Annotated in this window: 33 protein-coding genes and 1 tRNA gene; 26 read left to right on the top strand and 8 right to left on the bottom strand. The window is 66.8% G+C overall.

Annotated elements, in window-relative coordinates:
• Window positions 1-21: 21 nt before the first annotated feature.
• The 6 genes from ACOJTB_RS19215 to ACOJTB_RS19190 form a co-directional block, all read right to left on the bottom strand.
• On the bottom strand, window positions 22-249 hold the full coding sequence (locus tag ACOJTB_RS19215; protein ID WP_420104131.1) for a hypothetical protein: 228 nt from the start codon (window positions 247-249) through the stop codon (window positions 22-24).
• The gene (locus ACOJTB_RS19210; protein ID WP_420104130.1) at window positions 249-1,586 is read right to left on the bottom strand and encodes an MT-A70 family methyltransferase; all 1,338 of its coding nucleotides are present in this window, start codon (window positions 1,584-1,586) and stop codon (window positions 249-251) included. Before ACOJTB_RS19210 ends, ACOJTB_RS19215 begins: the two co-directional genes overlap by 1 nt.
• A complete protein-coding gene (locus tag ACOJTB_RS19205; protein WP_420104129.1) occupies window positions 1,586-2,182 on the bottom strand; it encodes an HD domain-containing protein in 597 nt (198 codons plus the stop codon). The genes ACOJTB_RS19210 and ACOJTB_RS19205 overlap by 1 nt, the downstream gene beginning before the upstream one ends.
• Entirely contained in the window at window positions 2,179-3,135 is a 957-nt protein-coding gene (locus ACOJTB_RS19200) for an AAA family ATPase (protein WP_420104128.1), read from the bottom strand. The genes ACOJTB_RS19205 and ACOJTB_RS19200 overlap by 4 nt, the downstream gene beginning before the upstream one ends.
• A 3-nt stretch (window positions 3,136-3,138) precedes the next feature.
• Complete coding sequence (locus ACOJTB_RS19195) at window positions 3,139-3,795, bottom strand: GapR family DNA-binding domain-containing protein (RefSeq protein WP_420104127.1); 657 nt, start codon at window positions 3,793-3,795, stop codon at window positions 3,139-3,141.
• Window positions 3,796-3,966: 171 nt separating this feature from the next.
• Window positions 3,967-4,461: a hypothetical protein gene (locus ACOJTB_RS19190; RefSeq protein ID WP_420104126.1), complete on the bottom strand. Its 495-nt coding sequence runs from the start codon at window positions 4,459-4,461 to the stop codon at window positions 3,967-3,969.
• 29 nt (window positions 4,462-4,490) lie between these two features.
• On the opposite strand from ACOJTB_RS19190, the gene ACOJTB_RS19185 reads away from it, so the two are divergent.
• The 26 genes from ACOJTB_RS19185 to ACOJTB_RS19060 all read left to right on the top strand — a co-directional run bounded on the left by ACOJTB_RS19185 (window position 4,491) and on the right by ACOJTB_RS19060 (window position 16,610).
• Window positions 4,491-5,645, top strand: a complete 1,155-nt coding sequence (locus ACOJTB_RS19185; protein ID WP_420104125.1) for a S24 family peptidase — start codon at window positions 4,491-4,493, stop codon at window positions 5,643-5,645.
• Between the two features lie 12 nt (window positions 5,646-5,657).
• Window positions 5,658-5,987, top strand: coding sequence for a hypothetical protein (locus ACOJTB_RS19180; protein WP_420104124.1), 330 nt, complete (start codon window positions 5,658-5,660; stop codon window positions 5,985-5,987).
• On the top strand, window positions 5,988-6,515 hold the full coding sequence (locus ACOJTB_RS19175; protein ID WP_420104123.1) for a hypothetical protein: 528 nt from the start codon (window positions 5,988-5,990) through the stop codon (window positions 6,513-6,515).
• 85 nt (window positions 6,516-6,600) lie between these two features.
• Entirely contained in the window at window positions 6,601-6,774 is a 174-nt protein-coding gene (locus ACOJTB_RS19170) for a hypothetical protein (RefSeq protein ID WP_420104122.1), read from the top strand.
• Complete coding sequence (locus ACOJTB_RS19165; protein ID WP_420104121.1) at window positions 6,771-7,202, top strand: hypothetical protein; 432 nt, start codon at window positions 6,771-6,773, stop codon at window positions 7,200-7,202. Before ACOJTB_RS19170 ends, ACOJTB_RS19165 begins: the two co-directional genes overlap by 4 nt.
• Window positions 7,199-7,414 carry a hypothetical protein gene (locus tag ACOJTB_RS19160; protein ID WP_420104120.1) on the top strand — a complete coding sequence of 72 codons (216 nt, stop codon included), beginning with the start codon at window positions 7,199-7,201 and terminating at the stop codon, window positions 7,412-7,414. Before ACOJTB_RS19165 ends, ACOJTB_RS19160 begins: the two co-directional genes overlap by 4 nt.
• Complete coding sequence (locus ACOJTB_RS19155) at window positions 7,411-7,998, top strand: hypothetical protein (protein ID WP_420104119.1); 588 nt, start codon at window positions 7,411-7,413, stop codon at window positions 7,996-7,998. Before ACOJTB_RS19160 ends, ACOJTB_RS19155 begins: the two co-directional genes overlap by 4 nt.
• Entirely contained in the window at window positions 7,995-8,465 is a 471-nt protein-coding gene (locus ACOJTB_RS19150) for a hypothetical protein (RefSeq protein ID WP_420104118.1), read from the top strand. Before ACOJTB_RS19155 ends, ACOJTB_RS19150 begins: the two co-directional genes overlap by 4 nt.
• The gene (locus ACOJTB_RS19145) at window positions 8,462-9,064 is read left to right on the top strand and encodes a hypothetical protein (RefSeq protein WP_420104117.1); all 603 of its coding nucleotides are present in this window, start codon (window positions 8,462-8,464) and stop codon (window positions 9,062-9,064) included. Before ACOJTB_RS19150 ends, ACOJTB_RS19145 begins: the two co-directional genes overlap by 4 nt.
• Window positions 9,061-9,474 carry a VVA0879 family protein gene (locus ACOJTB_RS19140; RefSeq protein WP_420104116.1) on the top strand — a complete coding sequence of 138 codons (414 nt, stop codon included), beginning with the start codon at window positions 9,061-9,063 and terminating at the stop codon, window positions 9,472-9,474. The genes ACOJTB_RS19145 and ACOJTB_RS19140 overlap by 4 nt, the downstream gene beginning before the upstream one ends.
• Window positions 9,471-10,049: a DNA translocase FtsK gene (locus ACOJTB_RS19135; protein ID WP_420104115.1), complete on the top strand. Its 579-nt coding sequence runs from the start codon at window positions 9,471-9,473 to the stop codon at window positions 10,047-10,049. The genes ACOJTB_RS19140 and ACOJTB_RS19135 overlap by 4 nt, the downstream gene beginning before the upstream one ends.
• Window positions 10,046-10,276 carry a hypothetical protein gene (locus tag ACOJTB_RS19130; RefSeq protein WP_420104114.1) on the top strand — a complete coding sequence of 77 codons (231 nt, stop codon included), beginning with the start codon at window positions 10,046-10,048 and terminating at the stop codon, window positions 10,274-10,276. The genes ACOJTB_RS19135 and ACOJTB_RS19130 overlap by 4 nt, the downstream gene beginning before the upstream one ends.
• Window positions 10,269-10,574, top strand: a complete 306-nt coding sequence (locus tag ACOJTB_RS19125) for a hypothetical protein (RefSeq protein WP_420104113.1) — start codon at window positions 10,269-10,271, stop codon at window positions 10,572-10,574. The genes ACOJTB_RS19130 and ACOJTB_RS19125 overlap by 8 nt, the downstream gene beginning before the upstream one ends.
• Window positions 10,567-11,655 carry a phage Gp37/Gp68 family protein gene (locus tag ACOJTB_RS19120; RefSeq protein WP_420104112.1) on the top strand — a complete coding sequence of 363 codons (1,089 nt, stop codon included), beginning with the start codon at window positions 10,567-10,569 and terminating at the stop codon, window positions 11,653-11,655. The genes ACOJTB_RS19125 and ACOJTB_RS19120 overlap by 8 nt, the downstream gene beginning before the upstream one ends.
• Window positions 11,652-11,855 (top strand): hypothetical protein, encoded by a 204-nt coding sequence (locus ACOJTB_RS19115; protein ID WP_420104111.1) that lies wholly within the window; start codon window positions 11,652-11,654, stop codon window positions 11,853-11,855. Before ACOJTB_RS19120 ends, ACOJTB_RS19115 begins: the two co-directional genes overlap by 4 nt.
• Complete coding sequence (locus ACOJTB_RS19110) at window positions 11,849-12,289, top strand: ASCH domain-containing protein (protein WP_420104110.1); 441 nt, start codon at window positions 11,849-11,851, stop codon at window positions 12,287-12,289. Before ACOJTB_RS19115 ends, ACOJTB_RS19110 begins: the two co-directional genes overlap by 7 nt.
• On the top strand, window positions 12,286-12,513 hold the full coding sequence (locus ACOJTB_RS19105; RefSeq protein ID WP_420104109.1) for a hypothetical protein: 228 nt from the start codon (window positions 12,286-12,288) through the stop codon (window positions 12,511-12,513). The genes ACOJTB_RS19110 and ACOJTB_RS19105 overlap by 4 nt, the downstream gene beginning before the upstream one ends.
• A complete protein-coding gene (locus tag ACOJTB_RS19100) occupies window positions 12,510-12,848 on the top strand; it encodes a hypothetical protein (protein ID WP_420104108.1) in 339 nt (112 codons plus the stop codon). The genes ACOJTB_RS19105 and ACOJTB_RS19100 overlap by 4 nt, the downstream gene beginning before the upstream one ends.
• Window positions 12,845-13,147: a hypothetical protein gene (locus ACOJTB_RS19095; RefSeq protein ID WP_420104107.1), complete on the top strand. Its 303-nt coding sequence runs from the start codon at window positions 12,845-12,847 to the stop codon at window positions 13,145-13,147. The genes ACOJTB_RS19100 and ACOJTB_RS19095 overlap by 4 nt, the downstream gene beginning before the upstream one ends.
• A complete protein-coding gene (locus ACOJTB_RS19090; protein WP_420104106.1) occupies window positions 13,144-13,620 on the top strand; it encodes a hypothetical protein in 477 nt (158 codons plus the stop codon). The genes ACOJTB_RS19095 and ACOJTB_RS19090 overlap by 4 nt, the downstream gene beginning before the upstream one ends.
• Complete coding sequence (locus ACOJTB_RS19085; RefSeq protein WP_420104105.1) at window positions 13,620-14,087, top strand: DUF4326 domain-containing protein; 468 nt, start codon at window positions 13,620-13,622, stop codon at window positions 14,085-14,087. Before ACOJTB_RS19090 ends, ACOJTB_RS19085 begins: the two co-directional genes overlap by 1 nt.
• Window positions 14,084-14,503: a hypothetical protein gene (locus ACOJTB_RS19080; RefSeq protein WP_420104104.1), complete on the top strand. Its 420-nt coding sequence runs from the start codon at window positions 14,084-14,086 to the stop codon at window positions 14,501-14,503. Before ACOJTB_RS19085 ends, ACOJTB_RS19080 begins: the two co-directional genes overlap by 4 nt.
• Window positions 14,503-14,724, top strand: a complete 222-nt coding sequence (locus ACOJTB_RS19075) for a hypothetical protein (protein ID WP_420104103.1) — start codon at window positions 14,503-14,505, stop codon at window positions 14,722-14,724. Before ACOJTB_RS19080 ends, ACOJTB_RS19075 begins: the two co-directional genes overlap by 1 nt.
• A gap of 52 nt (window positions 14,725-14,776) precedes the next feature.
• Window positions 14,777-15,847 carry a hypothetical protein gene (locus ACOJTB_RS19070; RefSeq protein WP_420104102.1) on the top strand — a complete coding sequence of 357 codons (1,071 nt, stop codon included), beginning with the start codon at window positions 14,777-14,779 and terminating at the stop codon, window positions 15,845-15,847.
• On the top strand, window positions 15,844-16,137 hold the full coding sequence (locus ACOJTB_RS19065) for a hypothetical protein (protein WP_420104101.1): 294 nt from the start codon (window positions 15,844-15,846) through the stop codon (window positions 16,135-16,137). The genes ACOJTB_RS19070 and ACOJTB_RS19065 overlap by 4 nt, the downstream gene beginning before the upstream one ends.
• Entirely contained in the window at window positions 16,134-16,610 is a 477-nt protein-coding gene (locus ACOJTB_RS19060) for a hypothetical protein (protein ID WP_420104100.1), read from the top strand. Before ACOJTB_RS19065 ends, ACOJTB_RS19060 begins: the two co-directional genes overlap by 4 nt.
• On the opposite strand, the gene ACOJTB_RS19055 is transcribed toward ACOJTB_RS19060, so the two are convergent.
• Both ACOJTB_RS19055 and ACOJTB_RS19050 read right to left on the bottom strand, forming a co-directional pair.
• Window positions 16,588-17,895 (bottom strand): tyrosine-type recombinase/integrase, encoded by a 1,308-nt coding sequence (locus ACOJTB_RS19055; protein ID WP_420104099.1) that lies wholly within the window; start codon window positions 17,893-17,895, stop codon window positions 16,588-16,590. The two genes, ACOJTB_RS19060 and ACOJTB_RS19055, sit on opposite strands and share 23 nt — an antisense overlap.
• A gap of 109 nt (window positions 17,896-18,004) precedes the next feature.
• Window positions 18,005-18,094 (bottom strand) — tRNA-Ser (locus ACOJTB_RS19050).
• Between the last annotated feature and the right edge of the window lie 51 nt (window positions 18,095-18,145).

Genomic DNA, 18,145 nt, shown 5'->3' with positions numbered 1-18,145 from the left:
GGAAGCCGCAGGCGTTGCACATCAGCCCGCCCTCCGGATGCGCTTGACCACGGCAGCGAGCGAAGCCCAGAGCGAGCAGCCGAAGTCCCAGCGTGACCAGAACTCGCCGTCCTCGACATCGCCGGGCCCAGCCACGTACTGCGCGTAGGCCTTGCGCTCATCCTGCCGATGGTCGGAGATCAGGGTGCAGGTTCCCCAGACCTGATCGGTGCTCGACCAATTGACGCAGTTCTCGCAGCGCCGGCTCATTACGCCTGCCCCCGGATCGGCAGGGCCGGCAGGTCGACCGTCGCCATCTCAGCCTCATAGACATCGATCTCGGCTGCGGTCGGTCGGCCGTGATGCACGGTCTTCCCGGCGTCGGGCAGCTGGTCCGGCGCCTCGGCGCCCCAGACCTCCCAGCCCGGTCGGCGGGCGCGGGCGTTCAGCTCGATCTTCGGAAGCGTCGGGAAATAGGCCTCGATCAACTCGTAGATTCGCTCCGGCTTTTCGGAGTGGCGGCCGACCGGCGCGATGACGACGCTGGGCCATTGCGTGCCCGGTGCCGGCGCAGGCGGGTTGCCGCGCGTCGCGACGAGCAGAAGCTCATGCTCGTTCGTGTTCCAGTAGCCCGGGCCGCGCGCCTCGCCGGAGCGGCGCTTCACCCAGATGAAGTGCGATTTGTAGGAGAAGCCCCAGTCCGCGATGACGGCGAAGGCGTCCGGCAGCATCGGCACGGTCGCCCAGAGGAACAGCACTGCGTCATCCGCCGCGATCTCGGCCACGGGGCGCTTGCGGATCTCGGAGGTCGGCGTGGTCGGATAATGATTGTCCGCCGCGCGATCCATGCCGGTGTCGCGCGACCATGGCTCATACCGCCACTCAGGATCCGCCAGCAGCACGCCGTAGCGCTTGCCTGCGGCCCCGGCCTCGGCGAGCGCGGCGTTCCCGTCGGCGATCCGCTCGGCGAGCGCGACCTCCCGCTCGTCGCGGCGGACGCGCTTCAGGTCCTGCCGTTCGCGGTGCCGCTCGCTGACGACCTGGTAGAGTGCGTCCACTGGCATCGAGCGGATCGTCGCCACGGCCTGCGCATGCTTGCCGATCGCGGCGGTGTCCATCTTCGCGACAGAGCCATGGCGGGTGACATAGGTCCGCTCTGACTGCGAACCGTTCGCAGTGAGCGTCGCCCGCAGGCTGTTGATGAAGCGGTCGCTCACGGCACAGCGGCGCGCGATCTCGCGGTCGCTCCACTGTGTCCACTCCGGATCGCCGAGGAGGAGGAGAGCCGCGCGGCGCTTGTCCTCATTGCTGCGCGGCAGACCGTGCGCGGCGTTGGCCCCGCAGGCGAAGAGAACGGCCTCGCGCCGCGTGCCCGGCCGAATGTCAGCCAGGATCTCCTCGAACTCGGCTTCCTCATGCGCCGCGACGCGGTGAAAGCCGTCCGCAAGCCAATGATCCGTGCCGTCATAGAAGACGATGACGGGCGGGAACGCTGCGCCGGAGCGGATCGCCTCCGCATAGTTGGCGACGGTCGCGGGATCGAGCGCGGCGCGTGGCTGCGTTCCGCCGTCCCGCCGCAGGAAGTCGATCGAGAGCGCTTCGGCCATCAGCGCGCTCCCCGGCCGGCAGCCACGACGCCGGCGCCGACCGGCTGGCGCGCAATCAGGCGGTCGAACAAGGTCCGGAACTGGAATTCCGCCTCTGTCGGCCGCCAGAACTGCAACTTGACGCCGAGCGGCTCGACCTGCTCGCAGGCATCCCAGGGCGCGGGAGGCGGGGCCATCCCCTGCTCGCGCTCGTCGACGAGGATGCGGTTGTCCGCTTCGTGGACCTCGGCCGGCAGCTCCGGCGCGATGCCGTAGCGCACGCAGATCGCCAGCCAGATCGCGGTCTCGGCCGCGCGGTAATGCGGCATGGCGCGCTTGATCGGGCGCGGCAGGTCGACGAGGTAGCCCTCGGCCGCATCATGCATCAGCGCCGCAAGGCGATGCTCCGGCGCGACCGCATGCGCCATCAGCACGCAATGCTCGGCCACCGAATAGAACTGCCGGATATGCCCGCCATAGCGGCACTGATGCGCGAGCGCATGGGCGATATCGGCAATCTCGATCTCGTCGGGGCGGGGGTCGAGCGGCCAGAACTGCCGCCCCGTGAAGGTCTGAATCCAGTCGCCGAGACGTGCGGCGGTCACGATTTCGCTCATGGCCGTGCTCCCAGGTGAATGACGGTGGCGCCGCCGGAATCGGTCGCGGGCTCGGCCGGGCCTTTTGCCGGCTCCTCCTGTGAGAGCGGCCAGGGCAGGCTGCGGATAGCGGAATCGGTGGCGCCGAGGCTCCAGAGGCGCGGCTTGCCGCAGTCCGGGTGCGGATGAATCGTCGTGAGCAGTCGGCCGATGACCGCCTCGCGCCCCATGTCCTGCTTCAGCTTCGGGCCGATGACGATCTGGCGCTTCAGGCCTTCGCAGAGCGCGCGGATCAGGGCAGGGGATGCCGTGTCGAGAGCCTCGCTCAGCCGCTGAAGATCGGTTGCGCCGAGCCGGAAGGGATGGAGGTAGCGCGCGAAGATGGCCTCGCGCTCCTCCTGCCCGGGGAGGGCAAGGCCGATATGGATATGGAAGCGCCGCCAGATCGCCTGGTCGATGTGGTCGGCGTTGTTCGTGGCGGCGATGACGAAGCCGTCATGCTGCTCCAGACGCTGCAGCAGCGTGTTGACCATCTGATTGCGATGATCATCCGCCGCCTGCTCGCTGCGCCGGCGTTGCTGAGAGATCGCATCGAACTCGTCGAAGAAGATGACGCAGGGATTGCCGGATTCATCGGCAGCATCGAAGAGCGCTCCGATATTCTTGCCGGACTCCCCCACGTATTTGGTAATCAAAGCTTCCGGCCGGACAGCGACCATCGGCAGACCGATGCGCGCAGCCAGATGATGGGCAAGCGTCGTCTTGCCGACACCAGGCGGACCATCGAAGATCGCCCGGCGTCTCGGCTTAATGCCGACCGATGCCAGCTCTTCTTCCGCCCAGATCTCTGTCAGCCATTCGAGCAGCGCTTCCCGAACGGGGCGCGCAAGGATCGGCTGCTGTGCCTCCTCCGGCTGGAATACTTCGCCAAAATCTTCGAGGCGGGGTTTCCGCCGTCCGCCGAGCATCTCCATGGCTCAGTCGCCCATGCCGTCCGAGCCGGCGCCCTTGCGCCAGCCCTCGTCCCAGCGGGCGCGGCGCGCATCGCCGAAGGGGAAGGGGTTGGCGATCACCGGCTGGTCGAGCTTCGCCGCCTCCTCGCCCAACGCGAAGGCGCCTTCGGCATCGACATCCGGCGCCGGCGCGCTTTCGCGCTTCGGCTTCGGGCCCGTGCTGCGCTCCGACCGCTCAGGCCCCCGCCGCTCGACGACATCCGTCACCGAGATCGTGCCGGTGATGTCCTTGGCGATGACGAAGGGCTTGCCGTCCTTCGGGGTGATGGTGACCGAGCCGCCGGGCTCGACCATCTTCGACCAGGCGTCGATCACGCTCTCGCGCGAGGTCGGGTCGACATCGAGCAGGCCCATGGCGCGGAACAGCGGCGGCTCCGGTGCGAGGCCGATCGCGGCGAGATAGATGTCCTTCAGCGCCCGGTCTTCCTGCAGTTCGGAGGGCGTGGCGGCGCGGGCCTTCAGGACATAGCCGACATATTTCGGATCGAAGCCATCGGCCTTCAGCTCGGCGACGATCACCGCGCGGTCGGTCTTCAGTTCCTTGACCTCGGAATCGATGCGCTCCAGCCGCTCGACATAGGATTTCAGCTTTTCGCCGCTGACGGTGTTGCTGATGCTCATGGGCGGGGCCTCTTCGAGGGTTGAAAAAGCCGCCGGCCCGAAAGGGGAAACGGGCCGACGGCGGACGGGACGCAACAGGAGACGCGACGCAAAAGCGGGCGCGGGATCAGTCGTCGCCGAGGAGGAACAGGGCGAAGAGGACGAGCCCGAGAATGACGAGGGCGGCGGTCATCACCGCCCGGCCTTAAGAGGCACGACGCTGCCGGCCGAGCGCACGGTGGCGAGGCTGCCGCGCATCTTGTCGACCGTGGCGTCGAGGGTGCGCAGGTCGCGGTCGACACGCTCGGCCTCGGCCGGCGTCACGGTGCCGTCCGCCAGCGCTTCCGACATCGAGGCCTGCACCTCCGCCGAATGGCGCATCAGCTCGGCATGGTCGCGGAACAGGTTCGAGGCGGCGGCGGGATCGGCCGCTTCGTCGGCCAGGCGCCGGCCATGCAGATCCGCCATCACCGCCGTGACGAGCGGCGCGCCGCACTCGGCTTCCAGCGCCAGCACCTCGGGAATCGAGATGATGTCCGGGTCGGTCGTGCTCTGCCAGCGCGAGACCTCGGACTTCGAGGCGTTGGCGATCTCGCCGGCGCGGACCACGCCGCCACAGCGGGTGATCAGGTCGCGCGTCGCGGCCTTGATGCGGAAGAACCAGGCGTCGGAGATGGGGCGGGACATGGGCGCCTCTCGGCCATTGAAGCGAGGTTTTGGGCAAAGCTTTCCCGCGCCGGGAAAACGCCTTCGCGTTTCCCGTGCCGGGACAGGTTCGGAACTGGCAGGAGAAGGACCGTGAGGTCGGCGCCGCGGGATCAGCCCATGGCGCGCCTCGACGGGGGCGGGCGGCAATGCGGACGGTGTGGATCGAAGCTCATCAGGCGGCCCTCTCGGGCGAGGCGGACGCCAGGGCCGCCTGCGGGGCAGGGCGCGGCACGCCGCCAGGCCAGGCCGCGCCGGCCGGCCAGTTGCTGGAGAACCAGAGCAGGGCTGCCTCGGCACGCGCAAAGGATATCGTTCGGGCGCCGGCCTTGAGCCCGGGCAGGACTTTGCCGTCGTCGAAGACGCGCGAGGAGACCGTGCGCAGCTCCAGCTCGGACGCCGCGGCAAAGGTTTCTGCGACCGACAGAAATGCCTCAGTGAACATCATGAAAGACGATATCGGTTTTAAAACCGCATATGTCAACGGTTTTCAAACCGATAACCCCAAAATCAGGCTTCGGTTATTTTACCGAACGATGTCCAATGAGCTTCTGCACCGCATCCAAGCGCGCCTCAAGGCAGTTGGCCTGAGCGAATCCGCCGCTTCCAAAGCGGCGGGGCTGTCCGCTGACACGATCCGCAACCTCCGGCGCGACTTGCATGCGGGTAAGCAGAGAAGCATGAACGCCGCCTCGCTCGAGGCTTTGGCGCCGGTGCTCAAGACGACCGCGCAATGGCTGCTGACAGGCGAGGGTGCGGAGGAGGGCGGCGCTGCCGTTTCGATCGTCTCTGTTCCGCTTGTATCTTGGGTCAGCGCGGGCAATCTCACCGCACCTGATTTCGAAGTGGATCTCGAAAACGCCCCGCGCCTGGTCTTCACGGATCTGCCGCCGGGCGACTGGATCGCGCTCGACGTCCAGGGCGATTCGATGAATCGGATTTCGCCCGACGGATCTCGCATTCTCGCCAACCGGCAAGACCGGCGCCTGGTGCCGAATGCCTGCTATGTTGTCGCTCTGGAAAGCGGCGAGGCGACGTATAAGCGCTATCGTCCCGATCCCGATCGCTTCGAGCCAGTTTCAACCAATCTCGACCACGAGGCCATCTTTCCGGAAGGGCCTGTCAGGATCATTGGCCGCGTCAAGCGCTCGATCATCGACATGTAAGGGGAGAGCAAGATGCTGCGTGCATTGACCGTCTGCGCGGCCGTGACGGTGCCCCTCATCGCGCATGCGGATCCGCCCCAGCTTCGCGACTGCGCAGGCGCCGCCGACCGCCAATGGTGCCAGGAGGCGCATGCGATGGTTCGCAAATACGGGCCGAAGCCAACGGATTACGTCGGGATGCGCAACATCGCCTATTGCCAGTGGACCGGGTGCGGCGGTGGCTTTGTCGTCGATCGGGCCGGGTCCTGCGCATTGCGACGCCAGATCATGGTCAAGTTCGCCGGGCGGACCGATGGAAGTGACGACATGCATTTTGCCAACTGCGTGAAGGCAGGACACTAGATGATGCTCAGCCGGCCGATCAGCGTCGCGCTAGGCGCCCTTGTCGTTTCGGGCAGTCTCGTTGCCTTCGGAGCCCATATGATGGGCGCCTTTGCCTCCGAGCCGGAGTTTGCTCGTCCCATCGAGCTTCAGGCATGGCCGCGCCTCGCGACAAGGCAGGATCCCGAGCCGGTGGTCGATCCGCGAAAGATCGCCGATGCCGTCAGAGCCTGCGTCGGCGCCTCCGATTCCATGCCGGCTTGCGCAACACGGCGGGCCGAGCTTGTGCGGATTTTCACTGCGGCCCTTGAGGATCCTGCGGCATTGCGCGCGACGGCCACGTGCCTGAGCAGGGGATGCGACGATCTCGCGCCAGTCGCTCCTGCCAATGCTTGCCTGTTCTGGGTGCTCTATTCGGAGCGGCACCCGACGCAGTTCGATGCTTCGGACAAAGCCGCCATGGACAGCAGCTGCGCTTCCGCCCGCTTTGGAGACGAGAGCCGAAAAGCTGCAATCGTTCGGCTTTGGAACCGAGCAGCGAAAGGGTGATGGCGGTTTTAAAACCGATTATCCATTGACGCGGTTTTAAAACCGAATTATCCCTAGCCTTCATCGCACCCCGATGGAGGCTTCCTTGCCCGTTCGCCGCGCCTGCTATCTCCCTGACAACACCGCCGCCGATCGCATCCGGGCCCATGCCCGCCGGCTGATCCGCACGCGCAATCTCCTCACCGTCGCCGAGCTGGCTGCCATCGCGCTCTTCTTGCGCATGGTGTGGATCTGGGCCGCGCTTGGAGCCGGCGCGTGAGCGGCGCCGACCACCGCATCGTCGCGGCCGTCGAGATGCTGCGCTCGCTCGCCGTGGACGGCTTCAGCATCGCGGCTCTGGTCAAGCTGGCGAACAGCCCGATCGTGGTCGGGCGCCGCGAGCTACTGGAGGCCTATCGGGTCGAGGCGCCGGTCGTCGCCGGCCCGCCCCCCGTCTTCGCCACCTTCGCTGCCCTCTGGCCCGAGCCGATCGAGCCGGGCCGTCCGCGTGAGGTCGCGACGCAGCAGTGGCGCACCTTGACCGCCGCCGAGCAGGCCGAGGCCATCGCCGCCCTGCCGGCATGGACCGAGTTGCGCCGCATGGGCCGATTCAGCGGGCCGGGCCCGGTCACCCTCTACCTTCGGGATCGCAGCTGGCGCCGCATGCCGAAGCACGTCTCCCCCACCACCGAAAGGACCACCCCATGATCACCGCCGTTCCGGCGCGCACGGACGCGCCTGTCGTCTCCTCCGGCTCGCAGACCGTGCCGCAGCGCATGGCCGCCTTCATGAACGACCACACCGCCGTGAGCGGGGGCGTCACCCGCGACGACCTCTTGGTGCAGTTCACCGGCAAGGAGATCGACAAGCATTTCCCGGCCGCCCAGCGGCTGGCGCGCGCCAAGGCGGCGGGCCGATGAGCGCGGTGCCGGTCCGCGCCATGGCCGGGGAGGCGCCCAACCTGAGCATCACCCAGCGCCTCGCGCTGCGGATGATGCATGGCGGCGCGCTGATCCGCGGCGCGACCGGCACCTGGACCACCCGCGCCTTCCCGCACCAGCCGGTGCGGAGCGAGACGGTGCGCAGCCTGGTCGGCAAGGGGCTCGCGGAGATCCGGAGCTATCGCGGGCTTTACGAGGTCGAGCGCGAATGTGCCGTCCTGACCTTCGCCGGCGAGCGCGAGCGCCGGGGCCTGCCGGCCTTCGCCGTCAAGGCGCCGCCCGTCGCGGCGGAGGTCGTGCTGCGAGAGGTCGAGGGTGCGCTCGCGATCCTCGCGGCCGAGCAGGAGAAGATGCAGGCCGAGATCCTGCAGGACAGCGCCGCCATCCGCGACGGGCGGCAGGATATCGCCAAGATCGAGATGCGCCTCGCCGCAGCGGAAAATCGGCTGAACCAACGCATGGAGGCGGCCGAGACCCTTCGCCGCCGACGCGTCGAGCTGGCCGCGCTCGTCGACCACGCCTGCCGGCGGCTCGGACAGGAACTCGCGGAGGCCGGACGATGATACTGACACGTCGCTTTCTTCTGGTCGCTGCGGCTGCAACAGCAGCGTCAGCTGCCATACCCATCGAAACAAAGGCCGCTGCCGGCAAGATTTTTCGGCCCCGCAAGTTGGCGTGGGTGGTCGGCACGCCGGGGGAATACAACTTCGAACTCATCCGGGCTGCGACGCCTGAAGAGGCAATCAAGCTCTGGATGGCCGAGCAGTGCGAGGGCTTCGCCGAGCCAGGAGAGCCTTGCGACTGCATGGCTTGCACGCACGAGCTCGTCTCCTATCGCATGGCGGCGTTCGACCAAATTCGAAATCCAAGTCCCGGCGACTGGATCCGGGCGGGCATGGGCGCCCATTGCGACCGCTGCGGCTACGAGTGCGATCCCGAGATGGGCGCGCGGGCCATCGCAGACACAGCTGTTTGCGAAAGCTGCCTGACGCCTGAGGAGAACGCGAAGGATCTGGAGGGTGCGCTTTGACCGGGCTCACCCTCACCGATTGCCGCCCCGAGGTCCTGGCCTTCGCGGTGCTGATGGAAGCGCAGCTGCGCGCCAACGATCACAAACCCGGATGGAAGGACGATCGCTCGCTCGATCTCGCCTATCGCGCCCGGGAAGAGGCAGACGAGTTGCGCGACCTGCTCTGGGACACGAAGGCCTGGACGCTCACGGCCGAGCAGCTCGACGCGCCCGGTCGCCACGGCCTCAAATCCATCCGCGAGCGCATCGCCGGCGAAGCCGCCGACACCGCCAACATGGCGATGATGGCGGCGGATGTCTCGGGCGCGCTGCCGCAGAGGTTCGGCACGGTCGCGGCGCAGCCGATGGCGAGCGCACCGCTCGACCGGCCGATCATCTTGATCACCTTCAGCGGCTTCGTGGTGAAGGCGAAGTGGGTGCCGTCCGGTTTCGAGGACGCCGAGATGCGCGACGGCGGCGCATGGGTCGCGGCCGAGGAAACGCAGCACCCGCCCTGCTGGTCTGAAGGCGCTTGCTGGGCCTCGAACGCTGACGAGATGCCGTCCGACCCGCCGATCGGCTGGCTGCCGATGCCGCAGATCATGGGAGCCTCTGCATGAGCGTCGAAACCATCAGCCTCGACGAAGCGCACCGCCGGATGAAGGCCCAAGGCGTTTCGCATCAGCGGCACTTCGCTTTCCGCTGCCCGCTCTGCTCGACAGTTCAAAGCATGGCCTCGCTCGTCGCCGCCGGCGCCAAGCCTGAAACCGTCCATGAATACATCGCCTTTTCCTGTGAGGGCCGGTTTACCGATGCAGGGCCAGCCGCGCGCTCGGGCGACCAGTCGCGAAAGGCAAAAGAACGCCGCGCGGTGCGCGGTTGCGACTGGACGCTCGGCGGCCTTTTCCAGCTGCAGAAGCTCCAGATCGAATACCCGGACGGAAAAATCAGACCCAGCTTTGAGATCGTAGACGCAGCCGACGCACAGGCGCTGGAAGCGTCACTTCAGCCGAAGGGAGCTTCGGCATGACCGACCCGCTCCCCCTCCGCATCACCGCCACACCTGGTCTGCCACCGGCGGGCAGCCCCGGCCAGTTCCTCGGCTATGACGCGACGGGCGCCATGTGGCTGCTCCGCTGGAGCAGCGCAGAGGGCGTCTGGCACAGCCTTGGCTTCGAGCATGATCGCGGCCCCAACTGGCCCAAGCTCCGCCGCGGCGCCGAACTCGCCACCCGCATCATCGGCCATGTGAAGGGGCCGGATTTCGACGTGGAGGCGGCCAGCCGGCCAACCTCGCTTCCGATCGGGGAAGCCGAGGGCTTCGCCACCACCCTCGGGGGCGTGGCCGGCGATCGGCACCCCGCCGGGGGCCGCGCGCTCGATCGGCGCCTGCCGGACGAAGACGAGGCGGCCTATCCGCTCGTGAAGGGGGCCGTGCTCGCAGCGCGGAACCCGACCGCCAGCTTCATCCAGCGCACCTTCGAGATCGGCTTCAACCGGGCCTGCCGGTTCATCGAGCAGATGGAGGATGAAGGGCTGATCTCGCCCTACGGCGCCGGCGGCCGGACCATCATCGACCCTTCCGAAGCGGAGAGCCGGCCATGACGATCAGCACCGCCTGCAATTGCGCCGAAGAGGTCGACGCCAAACTCGCCGAGCGCAATACGCGCCTGATGCGCGCACTCACCTTCCGCCCGCCCGGTGAGCGCCTGATGATCGAGACCGAGATCGTCGAGAAGAAGCGCGGCGCCCGGGCCACGGCGATCTTTCCCAGCTTCTGCCCCTTCTGCGGCACGAAGTATCCCGAGCCGGAGGACAAACCCCATGGCTGAGACGATGGCCGTCGCCGAGGCGCGCGAGCAGCTGCTCCAGCTCGGCCAGGCGATCAGCGTGGCCGTGATGGTGTTGCGGCCCCATGCCGATCTGATCCGTCGCTACCAGCAGGAGCGACGGGACATGGAGAGTTTCGGCCATATCGTGAACCCGACGCTCTACAAGTCGAGCGAGCGGCAGGCGACCGACGCCGTGATGGCGCCGATCTACAGCGAGGCGCTGCGCTTCGTCGAAACCTACGACCGCCAATGCGCCGCCGCGCAGGACGCGCTGGCGAAGGTCGGTCATCATGGGTGACACCGCGATCGAATGGACCGAGCGCAGCTGGAATCCGATCGTCGGCTGCTCGCTGGCGACGCCGGGCTGCACCCATTGCTACGCGATGGCGATGGCCGCCCGCATCGAGCGCATGGGGACCGCACCGCATTATGCCGGGCTGACGCAGCCGACCAGGGCCGGCGCCGTCTGGACCGGTAAGCTCGCTCTCGCGCCGGAGCATGCGATGCTGGAGCCGCTGCGCCGCAGGAAGCCGACGACTTGGTTCGTCAACAGCATGGGCGACCTCTTTCACGAGGACGTGCCTGACGCATGGATCGACCGCGTCTTCGCCGTCATGGCGCTGACGCCGCAGCACACCTACCAGGTGCTGACGAAGCGAGCGGCCCGGATGCGGGCCTATATTGTGCGGCTCTCCGCCTTCGCCGAGCGCGATCGACGCAACGACCTGCCGGCGATCTGGCAGGAGCGCTTGAGCGAGGCCCATGAGCCGGGCCGGCTGCCGATCACAAAGGCCAGCGTGAAAGCCTCGTTCGGCTTTTACCCGAAGATGCCCGGCGATCTGCCTACGCCGGCATGGCCCCTCTCGAACGTCTGGTTCGGCGTCAGCGCCGAGGATCAGAAGCGTGCCGACGAGCGCATTCCCGATCTGCTGGCGACGCCGGCGGCCGTCCGCTTCGTTAGCGCCGAGCCGTTGCTAGGGCTGATCAGGTTTGACGAGCTGCGACCTGACGGCATCAAGTTCACGCTCAATGCACTAACCGGTGAGGGCCATCACCTGCTCGGCTTCGCCGGGCAAACAGCCCAACTTGATTGGATCATCGTCGGCGGCGAGAGCGGCCCGAAGGCTAGACCGATGCACCCCACATGGGCACGCAGCATCCGCGACCAGTGCGCCGCGGCCGGCACGGCGTTCTTCTTCAAGCAATGGGGCGAGTGGGGACCTACGGCTCTCGCTCAGGTCAAACCATCATCTCGATTGGTCGCAGCGATGGCCGGAGAGGTCGACGGCGCCCGTTACATGGATCGCGTCGGCAAAGCCCGATCCGGCCGGCTACTCGACGGCGTCGAGCACAACGCCATGCCGGAGGTCGCACGATGAACTCGACGATCTCGGCAACCCAGCGCTATCGCAACGCCGTCACGAAGGCGCGGATCCTGCGGCAACGCGCGCTGCGCGATTTCCAGCTTGGCAAGATCCAGATGATCGCGGTGGCGCATTGCGAACGCGAGGCAATCATCGCCGCCATTGAGAGCGCTTACCGGGACGGGTTCGAAGACGGAGCGAGGGGCGGATGTTGAAGGCGCTCTCCGTTCGCCAGCCCTGGGCCTGGCTGATCTTCATCCACAAGGATGTCGAGAACCGGACATGGGCCACCGAGCATCGCGGCCCGACGCTGATCCATGCCGCGCAGGAGATCGACCGGCCGGCTCATGAACGGCTGATGCAGATGCTGCACCCGGTCACCGGCCAGCCGACGAAGCTCAGCCTGCTCTATCCGCCGGCGCTCGGCCGGGAGCTGGAGCGCGGCGGCATCGTCGGCGTGGTCGACATCCATGGCTGCGTCACCCGCAGCGAGAGCGAATGGTTCACCGGGCCGTTCGGCTTCCTGATGCGGCACCGCAAGCTGCTGCCCTTCCAGCGCTGCCGCGGCATGCTCGGCTTCTTCCGCCCCGACATCGAGGTCGACCTCGGCACCTATGGCGCCCCGGCCGAGCAGGGGAGCCTGCTGTGAGCGAACGCACGCCAGCCCTCGCGCATTGCCGGACGTGCGGCCATGTCTGGGCCGCCGCCTGGCTGCCCATCAACATGACGGAAGCCAGCCGCCTGATGAAGGCCGGCTGCCCCGCCTGCGGCGAGCGCAGTCTCGTCTACATGGCGACGGCCGAGCAGACCGAAACATGGCGCAACGGGCCGCGCGGCGAGCCGTGCTTCGTGCCGACGGGAGAGGGCGCATGATCCGCGTCACCTTCGAGCTGCTGCCGCACGGCGACGAAGCCCGCGCCCGCACGATCGGCATCATGGAGGTCGCGCATCTGCGCGAGCTTCTCGACGGCACGGCCGACTATGCCGTCGCCCTGAAGAAGACGCCGCCCTTCGCCGGCGCGATGCGCGCGGCATGGAAGAGCGGCAGGGTCACCTATGGCGACCGCGCGCTCAACGGCGTCATCGCCGGCGAGGACGAAGAGCTGATCACCGCGCTCGTCACCGGTCACCACCGCACTCGCCGCGGCGTCTACGACCTGCTGTTCCGCGCGCTGAAGGCCTGCGGCCTCGATCGGAGGAATCCATGAGCGATCTGCAGTGCGAATTCTTCGGCACCGAAGACGGCGAGCCCTGGGCAGCCTTCGTATGGGGCCAGTATCCCGTCGAGCTGATCGACACGGCCTATATCCGCGAGAAGATCATGCGCGAGGCGGATTGCTTCGATCTCGGTGACGAGACGGAGGCCGAGATCGCCGAGATCATGAGTGCTGCGCCGGCGCATTACTGGCTCAGGCAGGTCGGCAGCGTCGAGGATGCGCCGATGTTCCGCTTCTGCGCGGCAGAGGACGCCGGCGCCATCGCGATCACGGGATGGAAGCTGCGATGACGACGACCCGCATCCGCAAGGCGTGGTCGGTCAGCGTGCGGAGCCTGACGGCACCGTCGACATACTACGGCGCGACGGCCTCCAGCGCCCGGGGCCAGGCCATCGACAGCCTGCGCGATGCCTGGTCGCTAAGCTGGCGCGAGGCCCTGCGCGAGATCGCGTCCTGCAGGCGCAATCCCGCACATGATGTCGAGTTGCCGAACCGGCACCCGCTCGCGCCGCATCTGCATCCGGGCATCCTTCACTGCGTCGTGCACGCCTATGGCGGCACAGGGCTGAATGCCGGATACCGCGATCACTTCTACACCAGCGCCGACGACTGGCAGATGAAGGCCGCGCTCTATCACGGCCTATTCCGCATCCATCGTCGCGAGCCCAGGCGGCACGGCAAAGCCGATGGCGTCATGTACGAGCTGACGCAGCTCGGCAAGAACGTCGCCCGCGGCGAAGCCGAAACCTATCCGAGGTGGTGATGGTTGAGCCCGTCCGCCTCCAGCTCTCGCGCCGCAAGGGCTTCGACCTTCAGGCGCTTTCGCACGCCACGAATGGCCTCCCGGCGGTCAAGGTCTCGCGGCCGGGCCCGTGGGGCAACCCGTTCAACTTCCGTGACGCGAGCTATTGCTGGGCAGCGCTCGGCTATGGCTGCAAAGGCGATCCGGACGGCCGACAGGAGGCCTCGGTGCGAGCCTTCCGTGAGTGGATCGACCCGGGCGAGGGACGCCGCGTCGTCTCGGTCGAGGTCGATCCGGCGATCGTCGCCGGCGACAAGCGTGTCTCGCTCGGGCCAAGGGTCCTCGTGGGCCCAGCTCCGAAGCACGAGCGGGTCCGCGACGCGCTGCGCGGCAGGAACCTCGCCTGCTGGTGCAAGCCCGGCACGCCCTGCCACGCCGACGTGCTGCTGGAGCTGGCGAACCGGCCGGTCTGCGAGGCGGTGCCATGATCACGCTTCGGACGCTGAAGAAGAAATCGAAACAGGCGCAGGCGATCCTGATCGAGCACTACGGCTACAAGCCGGAGCGCTTTTTCCTTGCAGAGCGCGGTGACAATTATCACGGCCTGAATATCCGCTGCGATCATTTGCGCAAACCGGGCCGTTTCCGCTGCGATTGCCAGTCGCACCCCCTGCCGCACACCCCGATGACGGGCGAGGTATCCGGCTACGAAGAGCCGGAATGGGATGAGCGCACCGCGCTAGAGGAACTGCGCAAGAAGGTGGACTGGGAGCCGCGCCCCGCGAGCCTCAGCGACAAGGCATGGCGGCGCGTGCTGACCATCTCGGGAACCAAGCCGGTCACTCAGGCCGATCTGGATATGTGGTTTGCCGATCTCGACGACGCCAGCGAGGACATCGACTGATGGCCCGCGCCGCGCACCCAGAGCCGACGATGAAGGATTACGACGAGGCCGTTCTCTACCTCGCCGAATGCGTCGTCGTGCATGGCGAGCGCTTCGCGCCCTTCCTCGACAGCGTCATCGCCGAGCGCGACCGGCTCGCGGCCCGGCAGGATCCGGTGGCGCGGGCGCGCGCCATCCTCGCCAAGGCGAGGCCAGCCGAGCCCCAGCAGCATCGCCCGTGACAACCATCCGCCGCGCCCGCTCCGTCCTGCCCCAGAAGGAGGCTGCCTCCAAATGAGCTTTGCAACACCCCCTAGCGATGGACTGAGCATCGAGCAGCGCCACGAGCGCGAACTTGGCGGAAAGCCTCTTTCCGAGCTGGCCAAGATTTACGGCTGCCTCTGGCGGGACACCGCGCCGATTACCCCTATTGGATCAGCCGCCCGTCGCATAGCGATCAACGCGCTGTCCTCAGCGGAATGTCGTGCCGGCATCAAGTGGGCCAACGAGACGTTCGGAGAAACCACGGAAGCCGAGATACTTAGAATGGCGGAGGAAGAGCGCGCATCCCCCGCCCCATCCCCGGCAGAAGCCTTGTCTTCCCAGACGAGCGGGGCGGAGGCTGAGGACGGCGCGCCTATGGCCAACACTGAAGAACCCGATTTCCTCAAGACGCTGATGGGCGCGGCTTCAATGGCCGAGTCGGAAGCGCGCGATGAAACCGATGGCGGTAAGGTATGGACGCTGAATTTCCTCGCCGGGAAGCTGCGAGATGCGGCGTTCGTCATCACGACGCAGCGACGCGCCCTCGCCAAGCCCGCCTCGGAGCCTGCGGGCGGCGGGGTGAAGTCGCCCATCAGCACCGCGCCGAAGGATGGGACGTGGTTTGTAGCCGAGCAGGATGGTGAGATTTATCCCTGCGAGTGGGCCGTCGAAGAAGACGGTGAGGGCGGGCGTCGCGAAGGCTGGTTCGATCATCTTAATCAGTCGTTCGAAGAACCGACGCACTGGTGGCCCGCCGCCCTGTCCTCTCCCGCGTCGTCATCTCCTGCCGAGGTGAGCGTTTGCTATAACACTGGCCTTACATGCGTTGCCGGCTGCAACGGAAGGACATGTGCAGGTGCAAACGTTCCGCTCAACCAGTGGCCGATGCCTGCCGAGGCAGAAGCCTTGCCGGCTGGGGTGGAGCGTCTTGGCTGGCAATTCCAGACGAAGAATGGCCGCTGGTCGACGGAGTTCTCGCGGAACAAGGCGCATTTGGATTTCGCTTTCCGCAACAATCCGAACATCATCGCCCTTCGTGAAGTTCTCGCCCGGCCGGCAGCCCTCTCCGACTCTGCACCAGCGCAGGAGGAGCGGTCGTGAGCGACCTGCCCCAGGAAGCCGTTGGCCTCAAGCTGTTCAAGATCAGCCGGCGTGACGAGTTGATCGCCTGCGAGGGCGTGCGGTTCGCCCGTGGACGGCCCGCCGTCGATACCGTCCTACGCCGGGCCGCTATCAGCGGGCGCGTCGAGATCGGCGGAAAGGTCGAAGACCACTTCGCCGACGTGCTTGATGACGATGGCCAGATCGTTGAGACCGTCGCGCTCGATGCCCGCTCTTATCGTGCGCTCAAAACCCGATGGATGCGCTGCAATTTGGAGAAGCGCCCATGACCAACGACGCACCAGCGCAGGCGAGCGGGGTGGAGGCCATCGCGCGGATTATCGACGATTACGCCTTCAAATCGTGGCAGTCGTCATACGACTACGAGATGAAGATTTCGGGTGATGTCTCAGAGGCGACCGCATTCGCGGATTGGTCTGCTGGTAAGCGTGTCGCAGAGGCCCGCGAAAAAGCCGCTGCGATCCTCGCATCCCTTCCGCCCGCGACGGTAGGGGCTGGGGAGGCGGTGGAAGATGAGCGCGAACGCCTTGCGAAGATCATCGAGGGGATGCTTGCCGAGCCCATCTTCGCGAAGAGCGCCCCGGCCCGGATGGCGATAGCCATCGCCGCGCGAAACGTCAGGCGGGGACGCACGCTCACCGCAGAGGAGAAGCTCGACAACCTGGCGGCGGAGATCGAAGAGGATGATCCTGATCTCGCCGATAGGCTTCGGCAGGGCCTTAGACCTCTGCCGGCGACTTGAACGCGATCCGCTCCAACCACTCCCGCTTCTGCTGCAGGCTCGGCCCGGCGCCGTATTTCGGCCGACTGTATTTGTGTCCCATCAGCGCCGCGATCAGCTTTTCCGGCGCCTCGATGGCCGTCAGGCGGTCCTCGAAACAATGCCGCAGTGAATAGAGCGAGTGCCGCGGCGTCGGTCGCAGCTTCTTCTCGGTCAGGATCTTGTTGACCAGGGCGGACAAGCCCGCCGATTTGTCGCGATAGCGCGGAAAGCCTTCCGGCTGGGCTTTCATCGCCGCAAGCGCGACGCCGACCAGCGGCACGGTGCGACGCGAATCATCCGTCTTCATCTGCCTGCCGTCCGGCTCGATCGAGACATGCGGCACGGCATGCTCGAGGTGAATCGTCGCGGCGGTCAGGTTTACGACCTCGGAGGGGCGCAGCCCCGTATCGGCGACGACATAGATCACGCGGCGCGCCTCGGCATTGAGATCGCCCAGGGCGCCGGGCGCGAGCAGCGTGTCCTGCACATAGCTCGCCTCATAGGCGGCACGCTGCCCCGTGCCGCCGCCGGCGAGACGCAGCTCGGCGAAGATCGGATCGAGCCCCAGCCGCTTCAGCCGGTTCAGCTCACGCCACATCTTGTTGAGATGGCCGATCGTCTTGTTCGCCGTATCGATCTCGACCTCGCCGGCATCGACGCGATCCTGCCAATGCTCGCGGAAGTCGAGGGCATGGCTGCGATCGAGCGCATCGATCCGCAGATCGCCCACGACATTGATCAGCAGGTCGACCGCGCGGCTCTTGGCGTTGCGCCACTTGCGCATCTGGTCTTCGGACTTGGAAGAGAGCGAGCCGCGTTGCGAGGCCTCATAGGCCTCCAGCAGGCCGGAGAGCTTCAGCTCCGGCGGCTCGACCAGCCCGAGCACCGCATCGGCGGCGTCGGACCCCGGCTTGTAGCCCTTGGCGCGGATCGCGGTGACGCGCTGGACGATCTCGGCCGGCCGATCGACCAGCTCGGCCGCCGCCACCGAATCGAAGCCGATCGCGCGCGTGAACTGCCGGGAGGCCTCGTAGCGCTGCTGCGCCTGGTCGGACTGGCCCAGCCACAGTCCGCGCCAATAGGCTTCGGTCTCGGCATTGATCTTCGCCGCCGCCTTCGCCGCCACAATGCCGCGCGGATCATCCGCGACGCGGATCTTGGTAGACTGTTTGACGATGCCGCGACGATCATGCTCGGCATAGACGGCAGGCACCCGGCGAACGTAATGCCACCAGCCGTCACGCTTGCCGAGAAAGTTCGCCATAGGCCCGCCGTCGCACGAAATGTTGCACGGTTTGTTACGCGAAATCGCGCTTAGGCGTCAACTCCAAGGCGATAAAGTTAGAAATATCAATGCGTTAGTAGATTTGAAGTGGCGGACAGGGCGGGATTCGAACCCGCGATACGGTTTCCCGTATACACACTTTCCAGGCGTGCGCCTTCAACCACTCGGCCACCTGTCCGGCGGGGTGCTTATGACTGCCGGGGCGCGATCTTTCAAGACCGTCGCGCGC

Source organism: Allobosea sp., assembly GCF_048595345.1.
In the GTDB taxonomy this organism is placed as follows: Bacteria; Pseudomonadota; Alphaproteobacteria; order Rhizobiales; family Beijerinckiaceae; genus Allobosea.
This window is presented reverse-complemented; position numbering and strand designations above follow the sequence as displayed.